Annotated in this window: 17 protein-coding genes; 1 reads left to right on the top strand and 16 read right to left on the bottom strand. The window is 36.7% G+C overall.

The features are described from left to right. Positions 1-65: 65 nt before the first annotated feature. The 5 genes from QZ413_RS06340 to QZ413_RS06320 form a co-directional block, all read right to left on the bottom strand. Positions 66-2,240 carry a 5'-nucleotidase C-terminal domain-containing protein gene (locus tag QZ413_RS06340; protein ID WP_297077629.1) on the bottom strand — a complete coding sequence of 725 codons (2,175 nt, stop codon included), beginning with the start codon at positions 2,238-2,240 and terminating at the stop codon, positions 66-68. A 199-nt stretch (positions 2,241-2,439) separates the two neighbouring features. Beyond that, a complete protein-coding gene (locus QZ413_RS06335; RefSeq protein WP_297077627.1) occupies positions 2,440-3,351 on the bottom strand; it encodes an aldo/keto reductase family oxidoreductase in 912 nt (303 codons plus the stop codon). Between the two features lie 27 nt (positions 3,352-3,378). After that, positions 3,379-4,038, bottom strand: a complete 660-nt coding sequence (locus QZ413_RS06330; RefSeq protein WP_297077625.1) for a DUF998 domain-containing protein — start codon at positions 4,036-4,038, stop codon at positions 3,379-3,381. Next, a complete protein-coding gene (locus tag QZ413_RS06325) occupies positions 4,035-4,637 on the bottom strand; it encodes a hypothetical protein (RefSeq protein WP_297077624.1) in 603 nt (200 codons plus the stop codon). The genes QZ413_RS06330 and QZ413_RS06325 overlap by 4 nt, the downstream gene beginning before the upstream one ends. 210 nt (positions 4,638-4,847) lie before the next feature. Further along, positions 4,848-5,738 (bottom strand): 3-hydroxyacyl-CoA dehydrogenase, encoded by an 891-nt coding sequence (locus QZ413_RS06320; protein WP_297077622.1) that lies wholly within the window; start codon positions 5,736-5,738, stop codon positions 4,848-4,850. Positions 5,739-6,057: 319 nt separating this feature from the next. Between QZ413_RS06320 and QZ413_RS06315 the strand changes: the two genes are divergently transcribed. After that, entirely contained in the window at positions 6,058-7,209 is a 1,152-nt protein-coding gene (locus QZ413_RS06315) for a cobalamin-independent methionine synthase II family protein (RefSeq protein WP_297077620.1), read from the top strand. Positions 7,210-7,325: 116 nt separating this feature from the next. Here the strand turns inward: QZ413_RS06315 and QZ413_RS06310 are convergent, their stop codons facing one another. From QZ413_RS06310 to QZ413_RS06260, 11 genes are all read right to left on the bottom strand, one after another. Further along, positions 7,326-9,188 (bottom strand): PTS transporter subunit IIBCA, encoded by a 1,863-nt coding sequence (locus QZ413_RS06310; protein WP_297077618.1) that lies wholly within the window; start codon positions 9,186-9,188, stop codon positions 7,326-7,328. Position 9,189: 1 nt separating this feature from the next. Beyond that, complete coding sequence (locus QZ413_RS06305) at positions 9,190-10,854, bottom strand: alpha-glucosidase (protein WP_297077617.1); 1,665 nt, start codon at positions 10,852-10,854, stop codon at positions 9,190-9,192. 50 nt (positions 10,855-10,904) lie between these two features. Beyond that, complete coding sequence (locus QZ413_RS06300) at positions 10,905-11,903, bottom strand: LacI family DNA-binding transcriptional regulator (RefSeq protein WP_297077616.1); 999 nt, start codon at positions 11,901-11,903, stop codon at positions 10,905-10,907. A 100-nt stretch (positions 11,904-12,003) separates the two neighbouring features. After that, entirely contained in the window at positions 12,004-12,204 is a 201-nt protein-coding gene (locus QZ413_RS06295) for a hypothetical protein (protein WP_297077614.1), read from the bottom strand. An 81-nt stretch (positions 12,205-12,285) separates the two neighbouring features. Further along, positions 12,286-12,486, bottom strand: coding sequence for a cold-shock protein (locus tag QZ413_RS06290; RefSeq protein ID WP_297077612.1), 201 nt, complete (start codon positions 12,484-12,486; stop codon positions 12,286-12,288). Positions 12,487-12,710: 224 nt separating this feature from the next. Next, a complete protein-coding gene (gene truA, locus QZ413_RS06285) occupies positions 12,711-13,451 on the bottom strand; it encodes a tRNA pseudouridine(38-40) synthase TruA (protein ID WP_297077610.1) in 741 nt (246 codons plus the stop codon). Positions 13,452-13,551: 100 nt separating this feature from the next. Then, positions 13,552-13,734 (bottom strand): hypothetical protein, encoded by a 183-nt coding sequence (locus QZ413_RS06280; RefSeq protein ID WP_297077608.1) that lies wholly within the window; start codon positions 13,732-13,734, stop codon positions 13,552-13,554. A gap of 168 nt (positions 13,735-13,902) precedes the next feature. Beyond that, a complete protein-coding gene (locus tag QZ413_RS06275; RefSeq protein ID WP_297077606.1) occupies positions 13,903-14,649 on the bottom strand; it encodes a MerR family transcriptional regulator in 747 nt (248 codons plus the stop codon). 301 nt (positions 14,650-14,950) lie between these two features. Beyond that, positions 14,951-15,721, bottom strand: a complete 771-nt coding sequence (locus QZ413_RS06270; RefSeq protein WP_297077605.1) for an ABC transporter permease — start codon at positions 15,719-15,721, stop codon at positions 14,951-14,953. Then, entirely contained in the window at positions 15,714-16,646 is a 933-nt protein-coding gene (locus QZ413_RS06265) for an ABC transporter ATP-binding protein (protein WP_297077601.1), read from the bottom strand. Before QZ413_RS06265 ends, QZ413_RS06270 begins: the two co-directional genes overlap by 8 nt. After that, positions 16,643-16,942: a metalloregulator ArsR/SmtB family transcription factor gene (locus tag QZ413_RS06260; protein WP_297077599.1), complete on the bottom strand. Its 300-nt coding sequence runs from the start codon at positions 16,940-16,942 to the stop codon at positions 16,643-16,645. The genes QZ413_RS06265 and QZ413_RS06260 overlap by 4 nt, the downstream gene beginning before the upstream one ends. Positions 16,943-17,024: the final 82 nt, after the last annotated feature.

The following is a 17,024-nucleotide window of genomic DNA, read 5'->3' as shown; positions in this document are numbered from 1 at the left end:
AAAAAATAAAGAAACCGATTTGCTCAATAAAAAACAAGCAGATGAAATTCATCTGCTTGTCGAGTTTAATAACCAAAGAAACCTACACCTTCAGCTTTCCAACCAACATTTACTAAACTATCACGTTCTTCTTGAGATAGCGTATAGTGATGTGCACCGGCTTTAGCAAATTTATTGTATAGACGATAAATTTGTTTTTCTCCACCTGAATAGAAGCTCGTTCCTTCAGCTTTCCAGCCCACTTTCACTAATTCATCGCGCTCTTTTTCAGAAGTCGTATAGTGATGGTCACCGGCATTTTTATTGTACAAACGGTAAACAGCTGTTCCAGCTGTAGGCGATTGCCAGCTAATTCCTTCAAACTTCCAGCCAGCTTTCACTAAATCATTTTTCTCACCTTCATGTGTCGTATAGAAATGCTCACCGCTATTTGGATTATACGTACGATAAATCGCAGTTGTTTGAACAGTAGAAGCTAGTGTTTTACGACCTTCAATTTTCGCTGAGATTTGTTGTTTGTTAGCTGTTAACGCTTCGATATACCCAATAAATGTTTCGGTATCTGGCGCCATCGCCCCAACTAATTCTCCTTTAGTGAATGCTGTAAATCCATCACCGCCACCATATAAGAAGTCATTGATCACCACTTTATATACATCATTATCGTTGATAGCTTGACCATCTTTTTTCATCATTTTATCAACAATATAAGGATGAGTCGCATCATCTGGATTTTCTTTAACTGTGTAAGTGAAACCTGATTGTTGTAGGAAATAGCCATTGCTCTGACCTGTTGTGGCATCATAGCTAAATGTTTGCTGATTTAAGGCATCACGCAATTGTGCACCTGACATTTTGACAACTTGCATAATGTTTCCAAACGGTTGGACTGCTTGAGCAGCTCCCCAAGTAATCGTGCCATCTGCAGCTACAGCTAAATCTGCTCGTATCCCACCATTATTTGTAATCGCAAAATCCGCACCCGGTGCTCCTTCTTGATTGGCCATGTAAACTTGAGCATCCGTAATCAGATTTCCAACTGGTGACTCTCCTAATTCATTGACACTACGCGTAATTGCTTCTGCAGTAGCCGCTTGTCCAATCTTTTCTTCAGTTACTGTTTTCACACGATTAGACGCATCGTCAACGATAGCTTGAACCGTTTGATCAGGTTGAACTATCCCACCTGGTTTGACGGGATTAACAGTAGCTGTTGGTGTTGCAACAAAATCTTGTGTAGTTGTATCATATACACCTTGTAAATCGATATAGCCTTTACCTTGTGAAGTCGATTGAACCACACGAGTATTCCCAACTACCGCATTTGTATAAACATGATTGTGACCTGCGAAATAAGCATCTACATGGTTATTTGGATACAATTGGTTCACTTTATTAATAATGTCCACCGTTTCGCCTGCTGCCGTATTTTCACCAGTTTGTGTTGATGGTGTATGGCCTAATACAATAATTGCATTGACTTTTTCATTTTCGACTAATGCTTGTGCACTTTTTGCCACAGCTTCAGCTGGATCAGTGAACGTATATTCTTGATGATTTGCAGCTAGTACTAAGTTTGGAATTTCAGTCGTTACGACACCGATAAAGCCAATACGTACTTTTTCACCATTTGCATCATATTCTTTGACGGTATAGTCTTTCCAACCAAATGGATTTGATCCATCTGTTTTATTTTTGACGTTTGCAATCACAACATCATATTTCCCAGCTAATTGATCTTGTGTAAAGTCTTTGTTATATTGATTGACGATATCGTAAAAGTTGTCACTTGCACTTGGAGCAGCGCCAATTAAAATACGATTGTATTCAGCTAACCCTTCATCAAACTCATGGTTTCCAAGTGTCCCAACCGAAAAGTCCATTGCTTGTAGCACACGCATCGTAGGCTCATCTTGCAATAAACCAGAGTTCGCTGGGCTTGCTCCGACCATATCTCCAGCTTGCACACGTAAAGACACACCACCTTGATGCTGCGTTTCAAAATCTTTAGTCGCTTGGTTAAAATACCCTGCTAATAATGCTGCAGTTCCCGCACCACTTGTTTTATTTCCAGAACCATCATAATAGCTACCTGTAGTACTTAATGCTCCATGAAAATCATTAATCCCCAAAATTTGAACTGGAACTTCAGCTGCATCTACTGATGGTGCTTGTGCTGCAAATACTCCTAGTCCTAATACAGCAGAAAACATGAACAATCCTTTACTCGTCTTTCTCACACATAACCCTACTTTCTTTTAATTAGAAGTTTGTCTTCGATTCACCTATAGATTACCTGTTCCGCAACAAAATCTCAATACTTTTTTCATATTTTATTCACATTTAACAAAAAATCATTCGTTTATTATCCGCTTACTTTTTTTAAAAGGCAAAAAAAACACCGTCCAAATAATAAAAAGTGAACGATGCCTTCGATAATTATGGTAAGATATTGCCTGCTGCACGATAGATCTCGTACCACTCTTCGCGTGAGAGTACGATCTCAGATGCTTTGGCAATTTCCTTGATACGTTGCGGATTCATAGTACCAGCAATGACTTGCATGTTTGCTGGATGACGTAAAATCCAAGCTGTTGCAAGCCCAGTCGCTGTAATATCATGTGCTTGAGCAATTTTGTCAAGAACGTGATTCAACTCTGGGAATTTTTCATTTCCAATAAAGACACCTTCAAAAAAGCCATACTGATAAGGTGACCAAGCTTGAATCGTTTGATCATGTAAACGAGAGTAATCTAGAATACTTCCATCATGATCGATACTCGCTTCATCTTGCATATTGACATGAATCCCCTGATCAATCATACCGGTATGTTTAATTCCAAATTGTAGTTGGTTTGCCATGATTGGTTGGGCTAAATGTTTTTTTAGCAACTCAATTTGCATCGGTTTTTGATTGCTCACACCAAAATAACGAACTTTCCCCTGTGCTTCTAACTGATCAAATGCTTCTGCTACTTCCTCTGGCTCAACTAAAGTATCGGGACGGTGCAATAATAAAGCATCCAAATATTCCACGCCTAAACGACTTAAACTCGCATCGACTGATTCAATAATGTGTTCTTTTGAAAAATCAAAAAAGCCTTTACGAATCCCACATTTACTTTGAATAAAAATATCTTCACGAGAAAATGAAGCTTCTTTTAACGAACGACCAAAAATACTTTCGCATTCACCTTGCCCATAAATATCCGCATGGTCTACAAAATTGATTCCTTGCGCCACTGCTTCTTCGATAACAGCAGTTGGATTTTCTGCATTAACTAACCGCATGCAACCTAAAATCACTGCTGAAACTTCTTGTCCACTACTTCCAAAAGGTACTTGCTTCATATTATTCCCTCCAACACCAAGATGATTTTATTTTACCATACTTTTTGAAAAGGGTTTCTTTTGACGGCTGTTTTCTTGCCAAATAAAATATAAAATCGGAAAATAATTAAACAAAAAACTAACACGTTGCCATAAGCCTAATTGGCCGAATATCACGGTTTGTTGTAATGCTGGGATTCGAGCGAATGCATACACTAGTGCAAAGAGAACACTTAAGCCAAAAAAGCCAAGATATACACGGGTTTGCTGTATATTTGGTTTTCGTTTAGTAAATAAAGCAGCACACAAAGGAAACACGAAGAATCCTGTATACCCAACACCAGATCCCACATTATGTACCCAAGTTGAAAAATTCCAAGTTGCTTCATGTGTATCGACACTAAATAAGCCTGTAAAAATACAATCTCCCACTCCATACAAAGCGATGGAAAGTACCAATAACCATGCAGCTACTTTTGATACTGGTCGTGCAACTTGATAAAGGTAAGGCAATCCCAAACAATAAAAACTTCCCGCAACCACTGACCAAATCAAAAAAGCTGTTCGTACAGGACTTCCCACATCTCCAATCAAACTCATGACGTCCTTAAATTGATTTACTGTCGGATCAAATAATCCTAGAACATAAGGAGTTAAAAAATCACTGATCACACCAATCAACAAACAAATACGACTAAATTGTTTCATGCTATTTTCTCCTCTTCTACCAGTTCTTCCTTGTCTGTGTGAAATAAAATCTCTTTGACTTTCGGAAATTTTTTCATTAAAAAGAAAAGATAAAACAAACTCGATGCACCGTACAATGCCCAAGCATACCAACTATCTGATTTTTCTTCTAACCCTTGAAAACGATAAATGCTAAATAAATCATTTAATAATTCTTCATATAAGTGATGAGTCAGATCTTCTTGCTGTGTCAAAATCACAATTTGAATAAATACTTGAACAAAAAAGATCGCAAACCAGCCGTATAAATAATGATGCCCTCCTTTGACTAGCACTACCTTTTTATAAATTTTTCGTTCTTTTCCATCTTCATAGAAATAATAAACAGGCGTTAGTTCTTGCAAGATATTCGAATATCTTGCTTGATAATAGCCAACTAATGCTCCAGCAATAATCGCAATCCCTAAAATCAACCAACTTTTTTGCGACGGCTCAAATACTAAAAACACTTGGATCAATGAAAATCCCGGCAAAAAGAAATACGTAAACTTTTTTACTACACTAAACTCAAACTGTTCTCGAATAAAATAAAGCAATAATAGAAAAATTAGAATCGCCATTGTTTCACTTCCTTTTTTTCTTTAACGATACCGATTTTCAGTTGAGAATGCAAAGAAAAAAAGAAATCTGACGGGAGTCTGTCACAGACTCTAAAAAATCGGATACACATTGTTTCCAAAGTAACTTCTCTTTAAAATAAGCCAAATAATTACCGAAAAATGTGAAGCTGTTATCGGAATTATTCGGCTTATTTCACAGTCATTTTTTATCTAACGTAAAAAGTTTGGATTCATGAATGCTGGTGATGGATAGTGGTAGAATCCTTCATTTGTACTGATTCCTAATTTATTTTGGTCGATGAATTCTTTTTTCACACGATCTGCTAATGGTTGAAGCTGTGTCTCTCCCATTTCAATGCGATGCAATAGTACATCGTATTGCGTTTTCATTCCAATCATATCGATCATACCAAATGGTCCCATCGCCATTTTAGTCGAAATCATCCAATCTTTGTCAATGGTTTGAGGATCACTTACACCATTTACCCAAAGAAACATTGCACTATCTAGTAATGGCATAATCATCGTATTTAGTACATATCCTGGTTGCTCCTTATGCAATTGAATCGGAATTAACCCGATTTCTTTAGCAAAGTTAACCACCATCTGTAAAATCTTTGGATCTGTATGTTTTTGTCCCATAATCTCTGCCGTATTATATACCCAAATCTCATTGGCAAAATGTAAAGCCAATACTTTTTCTGGACGCCCACTAATATCAGCCAACTGACTTGGTAGCATCGTTGATGTATTAGTTGCCAAAATCGTTTTTTCAGGGGCAAGTTTACCTAGTTGTTGAAATAGCGCTTGTTTAATGCTAAGTACCTCAGGAACAGCTTCGATCACTAAGTCAGCATCGGTTACGGCTTCATTTAAATCTGTCGTAAAATGTAATCTAGTCAATGCGTCTTTTGCTTGTTGAGGTGTTTGGAAATAGTTAGCATAAATCGTTTGATAACGTGACATATTTTCTTTGGCACGCTCTAAGAATTCTTGTTTGATATCGTATACCCATACTTCCTTCTCATGGTAAGCAGTTTGAAAAGCGATTTGCGCACCCAATACACCTGCGCCTGCTACTACAATTTTATTGATTGTCATATAAATTCCTCCTCTTTGATCATTAATTCACTTGGAGTATAGCGCGCTTTATTTCTTGCGACAAAAGAAAACCAAATTTTTACGATAAAATAACTTACAATATATAGTTTCACCCTATTAAATCTTATTTTTATTTCAGAAAAAAAAACATTCGAATATCTTAAGAAAGTTTAACGATTCTTACAATCGACCCTACAATAATGTAAGAATTACGCTTACTATAAAAAAAAGCTATAACTAGATTAAGTAAATAGCTATTATTTTTATTTTAAAATTTTTGTTACACTTCTTCTAACACATAAACAGGGGGAAAAATATTATGACAACAGATCGTTTTCAATTAGTGGGTTCACTACTTAGACCAGAGGATTTATTACAATATAAACAACAAATCGAACATCGCGAGGATATTCAATACCCTTTTTATGAGGACTTTGAGGGTTATCAAGAAGTTGAATCGCAAGCGATTGAAGCGATCGTGGAAAAACAAAAGGCTGAAGGAATCAGTATCGTCACAGATGGAGAACTATCAAAATCTATGTGGCATCTAGATTTTTTATGGGGATTTGATGGGATCGAGCGTTTTATCGCAGACAATGGGTATTCTTTTGAAGACTTAGACGGTGGTGATTTTGAAACGAGAAAAGATATTGGAATCCGCATTACCGCACCACTCTCAGGAAAAAATCATCACTTTATCGAAATTTTTAAAGCCGTTCAAGCACAAGCCAAAGATACACCAACAAAAATCACTGTCTGGGGTGCGGCTCATGCATTTACTGAATTGGTCGTTTTCAATCAATTATTTGGACCCGATCAAGTCTACAAGACTAAAGCTGACTTAAAACTCGCTGTCTTAAATGCTTACAAAGAATTTTTAGATGAGTTTGCTAAAGTGGGCGGAAAAATCGTTCAATTCGATGACTGTTTATGGGAGTTATTTGCAGAAGACAATGAGAAAAGCTTTTTTAAAGCTGGCACAAAAGGCTTGGAAGATTTAGCAGATGAGTTTGTAGCAGTAAATAATGAGATTATCGATTATGCGCATCAATTAAATTTAGAAGTTTGGACACATAATTGTCGCGGAAATTATCAAAGCCGTCATGCTTCTAATGGCACGTATCAAGCGATTGCAGAAAAATTTTTACGTGATCAACATTATGATCGCTTCTTTTTAGAATGGGATGATGAACGTGCAGGGGATCTTGAAGCTTTGAAAGTGTTGCAAGATCGTCCAGAAACAGAAGTTGTCCTTGGTCTACTTTCTAGTAAGACCAATCATTTAGATGACGAAGAACGAGTCTTTCGTTTATTAGACCAAGCAAGTAGTATTTTACCTAAAGAACGGCTATACCTTTCGCATCAATGCGGTTTCGCTTCTTGTGATTGCGGAAACGAATTATCCCATGAACAACAATGGGCGAAAATCAAACAAGGACAAAAAATCGCTGCTACCTATTGGGGCGAATAAAAGCAAAAAAGGGGATGTGACAAACTATTGTCACATCCCCTTAAAATTGCATAAATAATATCCCAGAAGTAGTTCCTTCGACTGGTTTCTTATAGCTGATTGCGTCTCTTTCTTGTTTATGAAAAAGTCAATAATGGTATCGAATATTCAATTGTTGTGATTGGCTGTTGTGCACTTGTTGCAATCACTATGACCGTCGGATCTTTATGTTGATTTATAATGTCTTTACGATCCATCGTTCCAATCTCTACACCTTGCTCGACTTTATCTCCTACGTTTATCTTTAACTCAAAAGGCGATCCATTCAACTCGACAGTTTCGATTCCCATATGAACTAAAAGTTCAAATCCTGATTCATCACGAATACCAAATGCATGTTTTGTTGGCGCGACCATTACAATTTCACCACTGATCGGTGCCTTAATCAAGTTAGATTCAGGATAGATTCCGAATCCTTCACCAATCAATTTATTTGAAAATACTGGATCATTGACTTCTTCAAGCGGTACAATTTCTCCTTCGACTGGAGGTAACACTTGATATGTGCTGACCGTTTTCTTGTCTGCTTGAGAAATTGTCTTAGTCGATGTCGTTGCTTTTTTTAATACAAATAATTGTGTCAAAATAAAGGCCAAGATAAATGTTCCTAAACCAACAATGATGTAAACACTTAGTTGATAAGGACTATAAATATACATTAGAGGGGATAGTAATACAGCCAAACCATAGCTGTTCGCTTGAATCCCGAGTAACGAGAGTACCATTCCACCTAATGCGGAACTTACGACCATCACACCAATCGCTCTCATTCCTGTACGCATCACCACCCCGAATAAGGCTGGTTCACTCACTCCTAAAATTTGTGTTGCAGTAGCCGAGATCCCTGCTGTTTTGAATGCCTGACTTTTACTTCTTAGCGCAATAGCTAAACAAACAGCCGCATTGGAAAATCCGTACATCGCACAAACGGTAATCAGTGGATTAAATCCTGTTGAAGCAATCAAAGATGTCTCAATCGCAATAAACATATGGTGCATCCCCGTCATGACAGCAATCGGATATAAGAACCCAATAATTAATCCTCCAATACCAAATGGAAGATGCAAGAACCATTCGATAGCTTTAATGGCTTGTGACTCAAATCCATGGACGATCGGCCCTAAAATAAATAATGCTAAAAAAACCGACAGTAAAATAACTACAAATGGCGTAAAAATCAAATCCATAGAATTCGGCATTACTTTACGTAATTTTTTCTCTAGCATTGCGCCTAGAATCCCAGTGATCAATGCTGTCAAAATAGATCCTTGATATCCAACCAAGGGAATAATCCCGAATGCTAAAATAGGTTCGGCAGTACCATTGGCCACTGCATATGCATTAGGAAGTGCTGGTGAAACAAGCATTAGTCCAATCAAAAATCCGATAATCGGTAGACCACCAATTTTTTTAAAAGCTGACCAGCAAATAAAAGCAGTTAAAAAACCAAAAGCTGTGTCCGTGAGTACAGTTAAAATCGCCGTAAACCACTGAGGGATGTCCGCAGCAGTAGCATTAAACAACCCCAAAACTTGTTCATTTAAAACAACACCTTTTAGTCCAAGAAATAAACCTGTGGCACCTAAAATAGGAATAATCGGTACAAAAATATCTGCAATATTTCGAATCGCTACTTGTAATCCTGATGCAGATTGTCTAGAAATATCATCTTTATTGCGTTCTGTAAATTGGTACTGAGCCGTAATTTGCTCGTATACCTTATTAACGATACCTGTTCCTAAAATAATTTGATACTGTCCCGCATTGAAAAACACGCCTTTTACTTGATCGATCAATTCCACTTGACTATCATCGATCGCATCACGATCACGAACTTCTAGACGTAATCTTGTCGCACAATGCGTCATCGACTCAATATTCTCTACGCCAACAGCCTCAATGATACGTTCTCCGATTTCTTTATAATCTATCGTCCCCATTTTATCTTTCCTCCAATACTAATGCTTGATATGGTGCTAATCTTCCATTTTTACTAGTAGAATAGTTGGATAACAAATACAATGCTTCAGATGGTAAGTCAATATCGATCGTTTTACTGGATAAGTTCACATAGATCGTGACTGTTTTATCTGCTTTTCTTTGGTAACAAACCACTTCCGGATGAACCATTTTAAAGTTGATTTTTCCATAAATCAATGTCTGGCTATACGAAGAATGATTTCTTAATGCAATCATATGTTTATAGTAATGATATACTGAAGTACTATCTGTAAGCTGATTTTTTAATGTAATCGTTGAAGAAACTTGTGCTAGATCAAGCCATGGTTCAACCGTTGAGAATCCTGCAAATGGACGATCATCCCATTGGAAAGGTGTACGACTGTTATCTCTAGAACGTAGATTGACAAAATGTAGGGCCTCTTTTTTTGAATATCCCTCTAACAACGCTCGTTTATAATTATCGATGCTTGAAACATCATCAAATGCATCAATCGTTTCTCTTTTAGCGTTTACCATCCCAATTTCTTGACCTTGGTAGATAAAAGGAGTCCCTCTTAAAAAGAAGAATAATGTGCCCAATGCGGTGGCCCCAATATTATTTTGAAATTTTGGATCACGGATATACTTAGACAATGAACGAGGTTGGTCATGATTTTCTAAAAAATTTGCTCCCCAACCATTTTTTTGTAACTCTTCTTGACTTATTTTCAGAAGTTCAGTGAGTTCTGATACTTTCCAATCACGTTGTCGAAACCATTCGCTACCATTTTCTACATCTATGTCGGCATAATGAAAATCGAATATCATATCAAAATAGCCTGTTTCACCTATGAACTGGTCGTATTCAGCATACGTCACGCCTGGAGCTTCACCCACAGTTACACAATCAAAGTGTTGGAACGTTTTCTCATTTAATTCTTGTAAAAATACTTCGATTCCTGGACGGTTTCTGCCCTTATGCTTCACGCTGGCTAAACCATCTGCCCCATCTACAGGTGCATTTTCATAGTCTTGATCCTTTTTTATAAACGTAATCGAATCAATTCGAAATCCTGCGATACCTTTGGCCAACCACCAATTGACCATATCATAAATTTCTTGACGTAAAATTGAATTTTCCCAGTTTAGATCTGGTTGACGTTTATCAAATGTATGAAAATAGTACATATTGTCTTCGTTTGCTACTTTTTCCCATACACTACCACCAAATATCGAGCGCCAATTATTAGGAACTTGTCCTTTTTTTCCTTCTTTAAAAATATAATACTTTCGATATGGACTATCAGGATTACTCAAAGCTGCTTGAAACCATGGATGTTGATCAGAAGTGTGATTAACTACTAAATCTAAAATAATTTTAATGTGGTAGCTATCTGCAACTTCAATCAACTGATTCACATCATCCATCGTCCCAAATTCTTCTTGGATTCCTTTAAAATCACTAATATCGTATCCATTATCGACCATTGGAGACGAGAAAATCGGACAAATCCATAACATTGTAATACCTAAATCAGCTAGATAAGGTAGTTTTTCAATAATTCCTCTAATATCTCCAATTCCATCTTGATTGCTATCGTAAAAACTTTTAGGATAAATTTGATACACTACGGCTTCTTTCCACCAATTTGCTTGTTTGTCCATTTTGTTTCCTCCTTGTGGTATCGATTTCATAAAGTTGAAAAACAAAAGTCTTAAACTGACTTTCGTTTAATCAATTTCAAGACTAAATGCTCTTCTTTGATATGGTATTTTTTTTCTTCGATTTTTGCTAACAAAAGATTCGTAGCTTCTTCTCCTAACCCTTTAACCGGTTGCTCGATCGTCGTTAAAGGAACAGCTAATAAATCTGAATACGGTTGATTGTCAAAACCCAAGATTGCTAAATCAGCTGGAATTGATTTACCCGCCTCTAGATATACTTTCAGCACGCCACTAGCTACTTCGTCACTACTTGTAAAAATAGCATCAGGCTGTTTAGCTGTAGGCATAGTCAATAGTTTTCGAGCGACGTTCTCTCCATCTTGTTTCGTATGGACTTGTTTAAAAATCCAATCTTTTTGAATCGACAGCTGATGTGCATGCAATGCGCGTTCAAATCCTGTTGTTCTAGCATTTCCATGCCCACCATTAACCAAAGTACCACCTGTACAGTAGGAAATTTTATGATATCCTTTTTTAATCAGATACTCTGTAGCATTAAATGTGGCTTCTTCTTGTCTAGTAAACACTTGCGGCAATCGACTATCCCGAATCTCCTCATTGCACAACACGATTGGACCATAAGTCAAATATTGTTCGATTGTTTCAATTTTTCCTTCAACAGAACACAAAATCACACCGCTTATCACATGTTGCTTCAATAGCTCCAACATTTTTAACTGGGCATGCTCATCGTCATAGGTTTGCATGATCAAAACTTGATACCCTTGTTTTTTTGCTTGTTGTTCAATCGTATCAATCAAGTAAGAAAAAAACGGATTCGTCAGTCTTGAAACCACCACGCCGATCATAGTATTTTTTTTAGAGCGTAACTGAGTGGCTATACTACTAGGTGTATAATCGAGTTCTAACATAGCTTGCTTGATTTTTTCGCGTTTCTCTTCAGAGATATAGGGATGGTTGTTTAAATATCTCGATACTGTCGCAACAGACAATCCAGCGCGCTCTGCGACTTGTTTGATCGTTGCCATATTCTCCTCCTTTATGATATCGATTTCATAAGTGTATGTTACTCCCGACTCGCTTTTTTGTCAATAGAAAAAACCACTATTTTATTAGTGGTTTTGAGATTTATAAAATGACTAAATTTTCGTATTTAACAACTTGCTTTTCTTGTTCTGCTTCCATTAAAACGACTGCCGTATTGACTAGTAACGCATCGATTGTTCCAACCGCTGCTTGAGAGTTAGCGACTACAGATACTTTTTGTCCTACATGAAACGCCTCGCCTTTTTCAGAAGGAACAACCTTTTTCCAAGTATTAAATACCATAATTTAGACCTCTCCTTAAATGTTTTATCTTATTAAAAAAACACGATTCAAGAACCTTGAATCGTGTTGAATAAGTAAGTTTTAGTTTTTTTGGATGTTTGTTGCTTGAAGACCACGTTGACCTTCTTCAACATCGAAAGTCACTGCTTGACCTTCTTCTAAAGTTTTGAAACCTTCACCTTGGATTGCTGAGAAGTGAGCAAAAACATCTTGTCCGTCTTCTTTAGTGATAAATCCAAAACCTTTGTCTGCGTTAAACCATTTTACTGTACCGTTGTTCATAATAAAATTCCTCCTTGTGCTATGCACAATCATTTTTTTGCAATAATTTCTTGATTAAAAAAGAGGAATTTTGGTGTTGCTAAAAATTACCAATTGATTAATGTTCAAATATACTACTTCTCTATCATACAACGTTTGCACTTAAAAGTATAGGGTATACTGCTGTTTATTTTATTCTATAAGAGAAACTTAATCTTTTCGTACTCATTTTGAATCGTTTAGTTTTAATCGTATTTTACAAAATCCAAAAATAGACCTTGTGCGGGCATCGTTTCCCCTGCTTCGCTACGTACTTTATGTTCAAAAATCGTATTGATCTGGTCGATCTTCATCTGTCCTGTTCCAATTTCGACTAGTGTTCCTACAAGTATTCGGACCATTTTATGCAAGAATCCATTTCCTGTAAAGGTGAAATGGAGTTTACGTCCTTCACGCTCGATGCGAATGTCCTCTATTGTACGTACAGTTGATTTTTTCGTCTTTTTCAAAGCCGAGAAACCAGCAAAATCGTGAGTACCACATAACAATGCGGCAGCTTTTTGCATGGCATCGAGGTTTAATGTTTCTGGATAATGGTAGCTATAATGGCGCTCAAACGCTGAGGGAATCGGATCATTCCATAGATAATAGCTATATGTCTTTCCTTTTGCATTGTAGCGAGCATGGAATCGTTCCGGTACTTCTTCAACTTTTTTGACAACAATGTCTTGTGGTAGATATTTATGGAAAAATTCAAGCATCTCTGTTAGGTCACCTGTGTAATTCGTTTTAAAATTTGCAACTTGATTTAACGCATGTGTCCCTGCATCGGTCCGACCGGAACCTACGATCTCGATTGTTTCTCCTGTCAACTGCTTGATAATGTTTTCGATTTTCCCTTGGATCGTTTTATCAGTGTTCCCTAAGCGTTGCCACCCTTGATACCGAGTACCATCATATTCAATCGTCATTTTAATATTGCGCATTTCTTTCCCTCAATCTATTTAGATTTAAAAAAACAGTAGACTTGGCTACTGTTTTTCAATATATTCGGTTTAGTATAGCAATATTTGTTCACTTAAGCAATTAAGCTTCTTGAAGATTCGCTACTTGCAGATCTTCTAATAAGACTAGCGCCGGTAACTCATTTAACTCTTGGATCTCAACCACTGCTGTACGCTCTAAAATCGTACGTACTCGCACATGATATGATTCTTCTTGTCCAATCACTTTCGAAAAATAAATCTCATTTTTTTGAATTTCATGCATCATGATTTCCTCCTCTCGTTCTTCACAAAAAGGAGTGTAACATACCATATAGTCATATTATGACTAGTTACATAAAAAGCGAGCCATTTTACTCTATTTTTTGCAAAAAAAGATGATTTTATGACAAATTATTCTGACTGTCTTATTTACGCTAACACCTTTTTATCGCTAGAGTAAAAGCGAGTGGATACTTTCACTTAAGCGCTTAGCTGCACCCTCACCAGCTTTTTGATCGTAATACTTTTGAAATCGTTCATCTTCTAAATATAAATCAGCAAGTTGTCGATGATAATCTTTATTATAATATGGCGTGTAGTGCTGCAACCATTGTTTATGCAATGCTACGATTTGTGTTTGCTCATCAAGAGATAGTACTTGATTTTTGAGCAATACCATCAACTGTTGCTCGATTGCTTCAGCTGTTTGAAAATCATGTTCTGCTTTTTTTTCTAAGTGTTCAATTGTCTTATTAACGATAGCTTCTCCGTATTTCGTACTACTTTCTGCTTGATACTCTTGCTGTTGGATAAGTTTTTCTTCTTTCAATCCAATAAATTTTTCCTGGTCGTTCATCTGAACATCTCCTTTTTGATAAGCAATCGTTTTTTCCAATGTGTTTAACTGCAATTCGATTTGCTGTTTCATTTGTTTCAGCGCTTGATATTGCTGTTCAAATAATATAAGTTGGGTAGTTGTGGGTTGATCAAGTAATTGTTGGATCTGCTGTAAAGAAAATCCAAGTTTTTTGTAAACTAAAATTTGTTGTAAACGGTCGACCTCTTTCGTACCATATAGTCGATATCCAGCACTAGTACGGGTCAAAGGAGATAATAGCTTAATTTGATCATAATAACGTAACGTCCTGCTACTTACTCCAGACAAAGTCGCGAGTTCTTTAATGTTATATTTTTCCATCGTCTTCCTCCTTTAGTTTGAGCATACACCCTAACGTTACGTCAAGGTCAATAAAAAAATAATATAACGTTTATGTAAGGTGAGTTTACAGTTTTGTTCGTAGTAATTTTACGTTTCTGAGCGTATTATATAGACATAGAAGTGATGCTTTCATCCCCTTGAAGCATAAGTTATATAAGCCCCCAACTTATATAACTACGATTAGTTTTTCTAATTTATCACTTCCTCCATATAACCCGTACCCAACTCCCTAAAAAAAGGGTACAAAAAAACGTCATGAGTCCCCCTCATGACGTTTTTTTTAGCTTCTTAAGCCTCTTCCGCGTTCAATTAAATAAAAGCTTGCTGTATATAATACAAGGATGAACAATACTAAGATTCCTAATGAAATCCAAATATTAACATCGATCGTCCCTAAAAAACCATAGCGAAATCCTGATACCATGTAGACAATCGGATTGATTTTTGAGACAGCTTGCCAAAAGGGAGGCAACATTGTCACTGAATAAAAGACACCACCTAAATAAGTCAATGGTTGCAATACAAAAGTCGGCACGATCGAGACATCATCAAACGATTGCGCAAAGATTCCATTTAGTAATCCCGCCAATGAGAATACGATAGCCGTCATAAGAACAGTTACAATGACGATAGCCCAAGAAAAAACATGTAAAGGAACAAAAAATAACGAAATCAAGGTTACTAATGCTCCTACTAAAATACTACGACCTAAACCTCCAAAAATAAATCCCCAAATGATCACGTGAGTCGGTACGGGCGCTACAAGTAATTCTTCAATATTTTTTTGAAATTTTTGCGAAAAGAAAGAAGAGGCGACATTTGAATAAGAGCTTGTAATTACAGACATCATGATCAAACCTGGTACGATGAACTCCATATAAGAAAAACCACCCATTTCTCCAATACGGCCACCAATTAAATTACCAAAAATGATGAAATATAACGATGTCGTAATCACCGGCGGTACGAGAGTTTGTACCCAAATCCGCATATAACGATTTGTTTCTTTTGCTGCCAAACTTTTTAATGCTGTTAAATAAAGATTAAACATGATCTGCCTCCACTTGCTTGTCTTCTGTGATTTTTAAAAACAACTCTTCTAAGCGATTTGATTTATTGCGCATCGATAAGACCTTAACACCTTGCGTAGACAATTGTTCAAAGACATGATTGACACCTTGATTACGTTCGACTTCGACTTCTAGTGTTCGCTCATCTTCAAACTGATGTGCATATCCAGTAATGACTGGTTTCGTATCAAAAGGTTCCAAATCAAAGATAAACGTTTCATATTGTAATTTAGCAAGCAATTCTTTCATACTTGTATTTTCAATAACTTGACCTGATTGAATAATCCCAATATTACGACAAAGCATTTCTGCCTCTTCCAAATAATGTGTTGTTAAAATAATTGTCGTTCCTTGTTCATTTAATTCACGTAAGAACGTCCACATTTCACGGCGTAACTCAATATCTACACCCGCTGTTGGTTCGTCTAAAATCAATAGTTTCGGTTCGTGCATCAATGCACGCGCAATCATCAAACGTCGTTTCATACCTCCTGAAAGCATTCGTGCTCTCTCGTTACGCTTTTCCCATAGATTGGATTGTTTCAAATACTTTTCGCTACGACGCAAAGCTTCTTTTCTCGGTACACCGTAATATCCAGCTTGATTCACTACGATTTGTTGCACTGTTTCAAACGGATTAAAATTAAATTCTTGCGGTACTAAGCCAATCTGTTGTTTTGCTTTCACTAGATCTTTATCTAGGTCATATCCAAAAATCGTCACGCTACCTGCAGTTTTGTTAACTAAAGAGGTCATGATTCCAATTGTTGTCGATTTTCCTGCTCCGTTTGGTCCAAGCAAGGCATAAAAATCACCTGCTTCAACTGTCAAATCAATTCCTTTTAGCGCTTCTACTCCAGATGCATAAACTTTTTTCAGTCCTTTTATTTCTAGTGCATAGGTCATATGTGTGCTCCTTTATTCGATTCATTATTGTTGCTCAATGTGCTTAGATCATGTAATACATTCACCATTGCTTCTTCATGAAGTTTATAATAATGCCAAGATTTGCGTTTTTCCACACTTACAAAACCTGCTTGTTCTAAAATCTTCATATGATGAGAAAGCGTTGGTTGAGTAAATTCAAAATGTGGCAAAATCTCACAAGCACATTTGGCTTCTTGTTGTAATAACGTCAAAATCTTACGTCGATTTGGATCCGTTAATGCTTTGAGTCTGATTGAAAGTAACTCATGTTCCATATCCTCGCCTCCATATCGATAACAATCTATATCACTATAAAGAACTTTAATTTTTTTTGCAAGAAACTTGTATTTTTTCAAG

Source organism: uncultured Enterococcus sp., from assembly GCF_913775425.1.
In the GTDB taxonomy this organism is placed as follows: Bacteria; Bacillota; Bacilli; order Lactobacillales; family Enterococcaceae; genus Enterococcus_G.
Note: the sequence above shows the minus strand (reverse complement) of the source record. Positions and strands in the feature narration are given on the sequence as shown.

What these genes read in the sequence shown, in the direction of transcription:
- truA (WP_297077610.1), bottom strand. Translation starts at nt 13,451, where the DNA reads ATGCGCAATATTAAAATGACGATTGAATATGATGGTACTCGGTATCAA.
- QZ413_RS06295 (WP_297077614.1), bottom strand. Translation starts at nt 12,204, where the DNA reads ATGGTATTTAATACTTGGAAAAAGGTTGTTCCTTCTGAAAAAGGCGAG.
- QZ413_RS06310 (WP_297077618.1), bottom strand. Translation starts at nt 9,188, where the DNA reads ATGGGGACGATAGATTATAAAGAAATCGGAGAACGTATCATTGAGGCT.
- QZ413_RS06325 (WP_297077624.1), bottom strand. Translation starts at nt 4,637, where the DNA reads ATGGCGATTCTAATTTTTCTATTATTGCTTTATTTTATTCGAGAACAG.
- QZ413_RS06270 (WP_297077605.1), bottom strand. Translation starts at nt 15,721, where the DNA reads ATGTTTAATCTTTATTTAACAGCATTAAAAAGTTTGGCAGCAAAAGAA.
- QZ413_RS06305 (WP_297077617.1), bottom strand. Translation starts at nt 10,854, where the DNA reads ATGGACAAACAAGCAAATTGGTGGAAAGAAGCCGTAGTGTATCAAATT.
- QZ413_RS06320 (WP_297077622.1), bottom strand. Translation starts at nt 5,738, where the DNA reads ATGACAATCAATAAAATTGTAGTAGCAGGCGCAGGTGTATTGGGTGCG.
- QZ413_RS06260 (WP_297077599.1), bottom strand. Translation starts at nt 16,942, where the DNA reads ATGGAACATGAGTTACTTTCAATCAGACTCAAAGCATTAACGGATCCA.
- QZ413_RS06315 (WP_297077620.1), top strand. Translation starts at nt 6,058, where the DNA reads ATGACAACAGATCGTTTTCAATTAGTGGGTTCACTACTTAGACCAGAG.
- QZ413_RS06280 (WP_297077608.1), bottom strand. Translation starts at nt 13,734, where the DNA reads ATGCATGAAATTCAAAAAAATGAGATTTATTTTTCGAAAGTGATTGGA.
- QZ413_RS06330 (WP_297077625.1), bottom strand. Translation starts at nt 4,038, where the DNA reads ATGAAACAATTTAGTCGTATTTGTTTGTTGATTGGTGTGATCAGTGAT.
- QZ413_RS06290 (WP_297077612.1), bottom strand. Translation starts at nt 12,486, where the DNA reads ATGAACAACGGTACAGTAAAATGGTTTAACGCAGACAAAGGTTTTGGA.
- QZ413_RS06300 (WP_297077616.1), bottom strand. Translation starts at nt 11,903, where the DNA reads ATGGCAACGATCAAACAAGTCGCAGAGCGCGCTGGATTGTCTGTTGCG.
- QZ413_RS06335 (WP_297077627.1), bottom strand. Translation starts at nt 3,351, where the DNA reads ATGAAGCAAGTACCTTTTGGAAGTAGTGGACAAGAAGTTTCAGCAGTG.
- QZ413_RS06275 (WP_297077606.1), bottom strand. Translation starts at nt 14,649, where the DNA reads ATGGAAAAATATAACATTAAAGAACTCGCGACTTTGTCTGGAGTAAGT.
- QZ413_RS06265 (WP_297077601.1), bottom strand. Translation starts at nt 16,646, where the DNA reads ATGACCTATGCACTAGAAATAAAAGGACTGAAAAAAGTTTATGCATCT.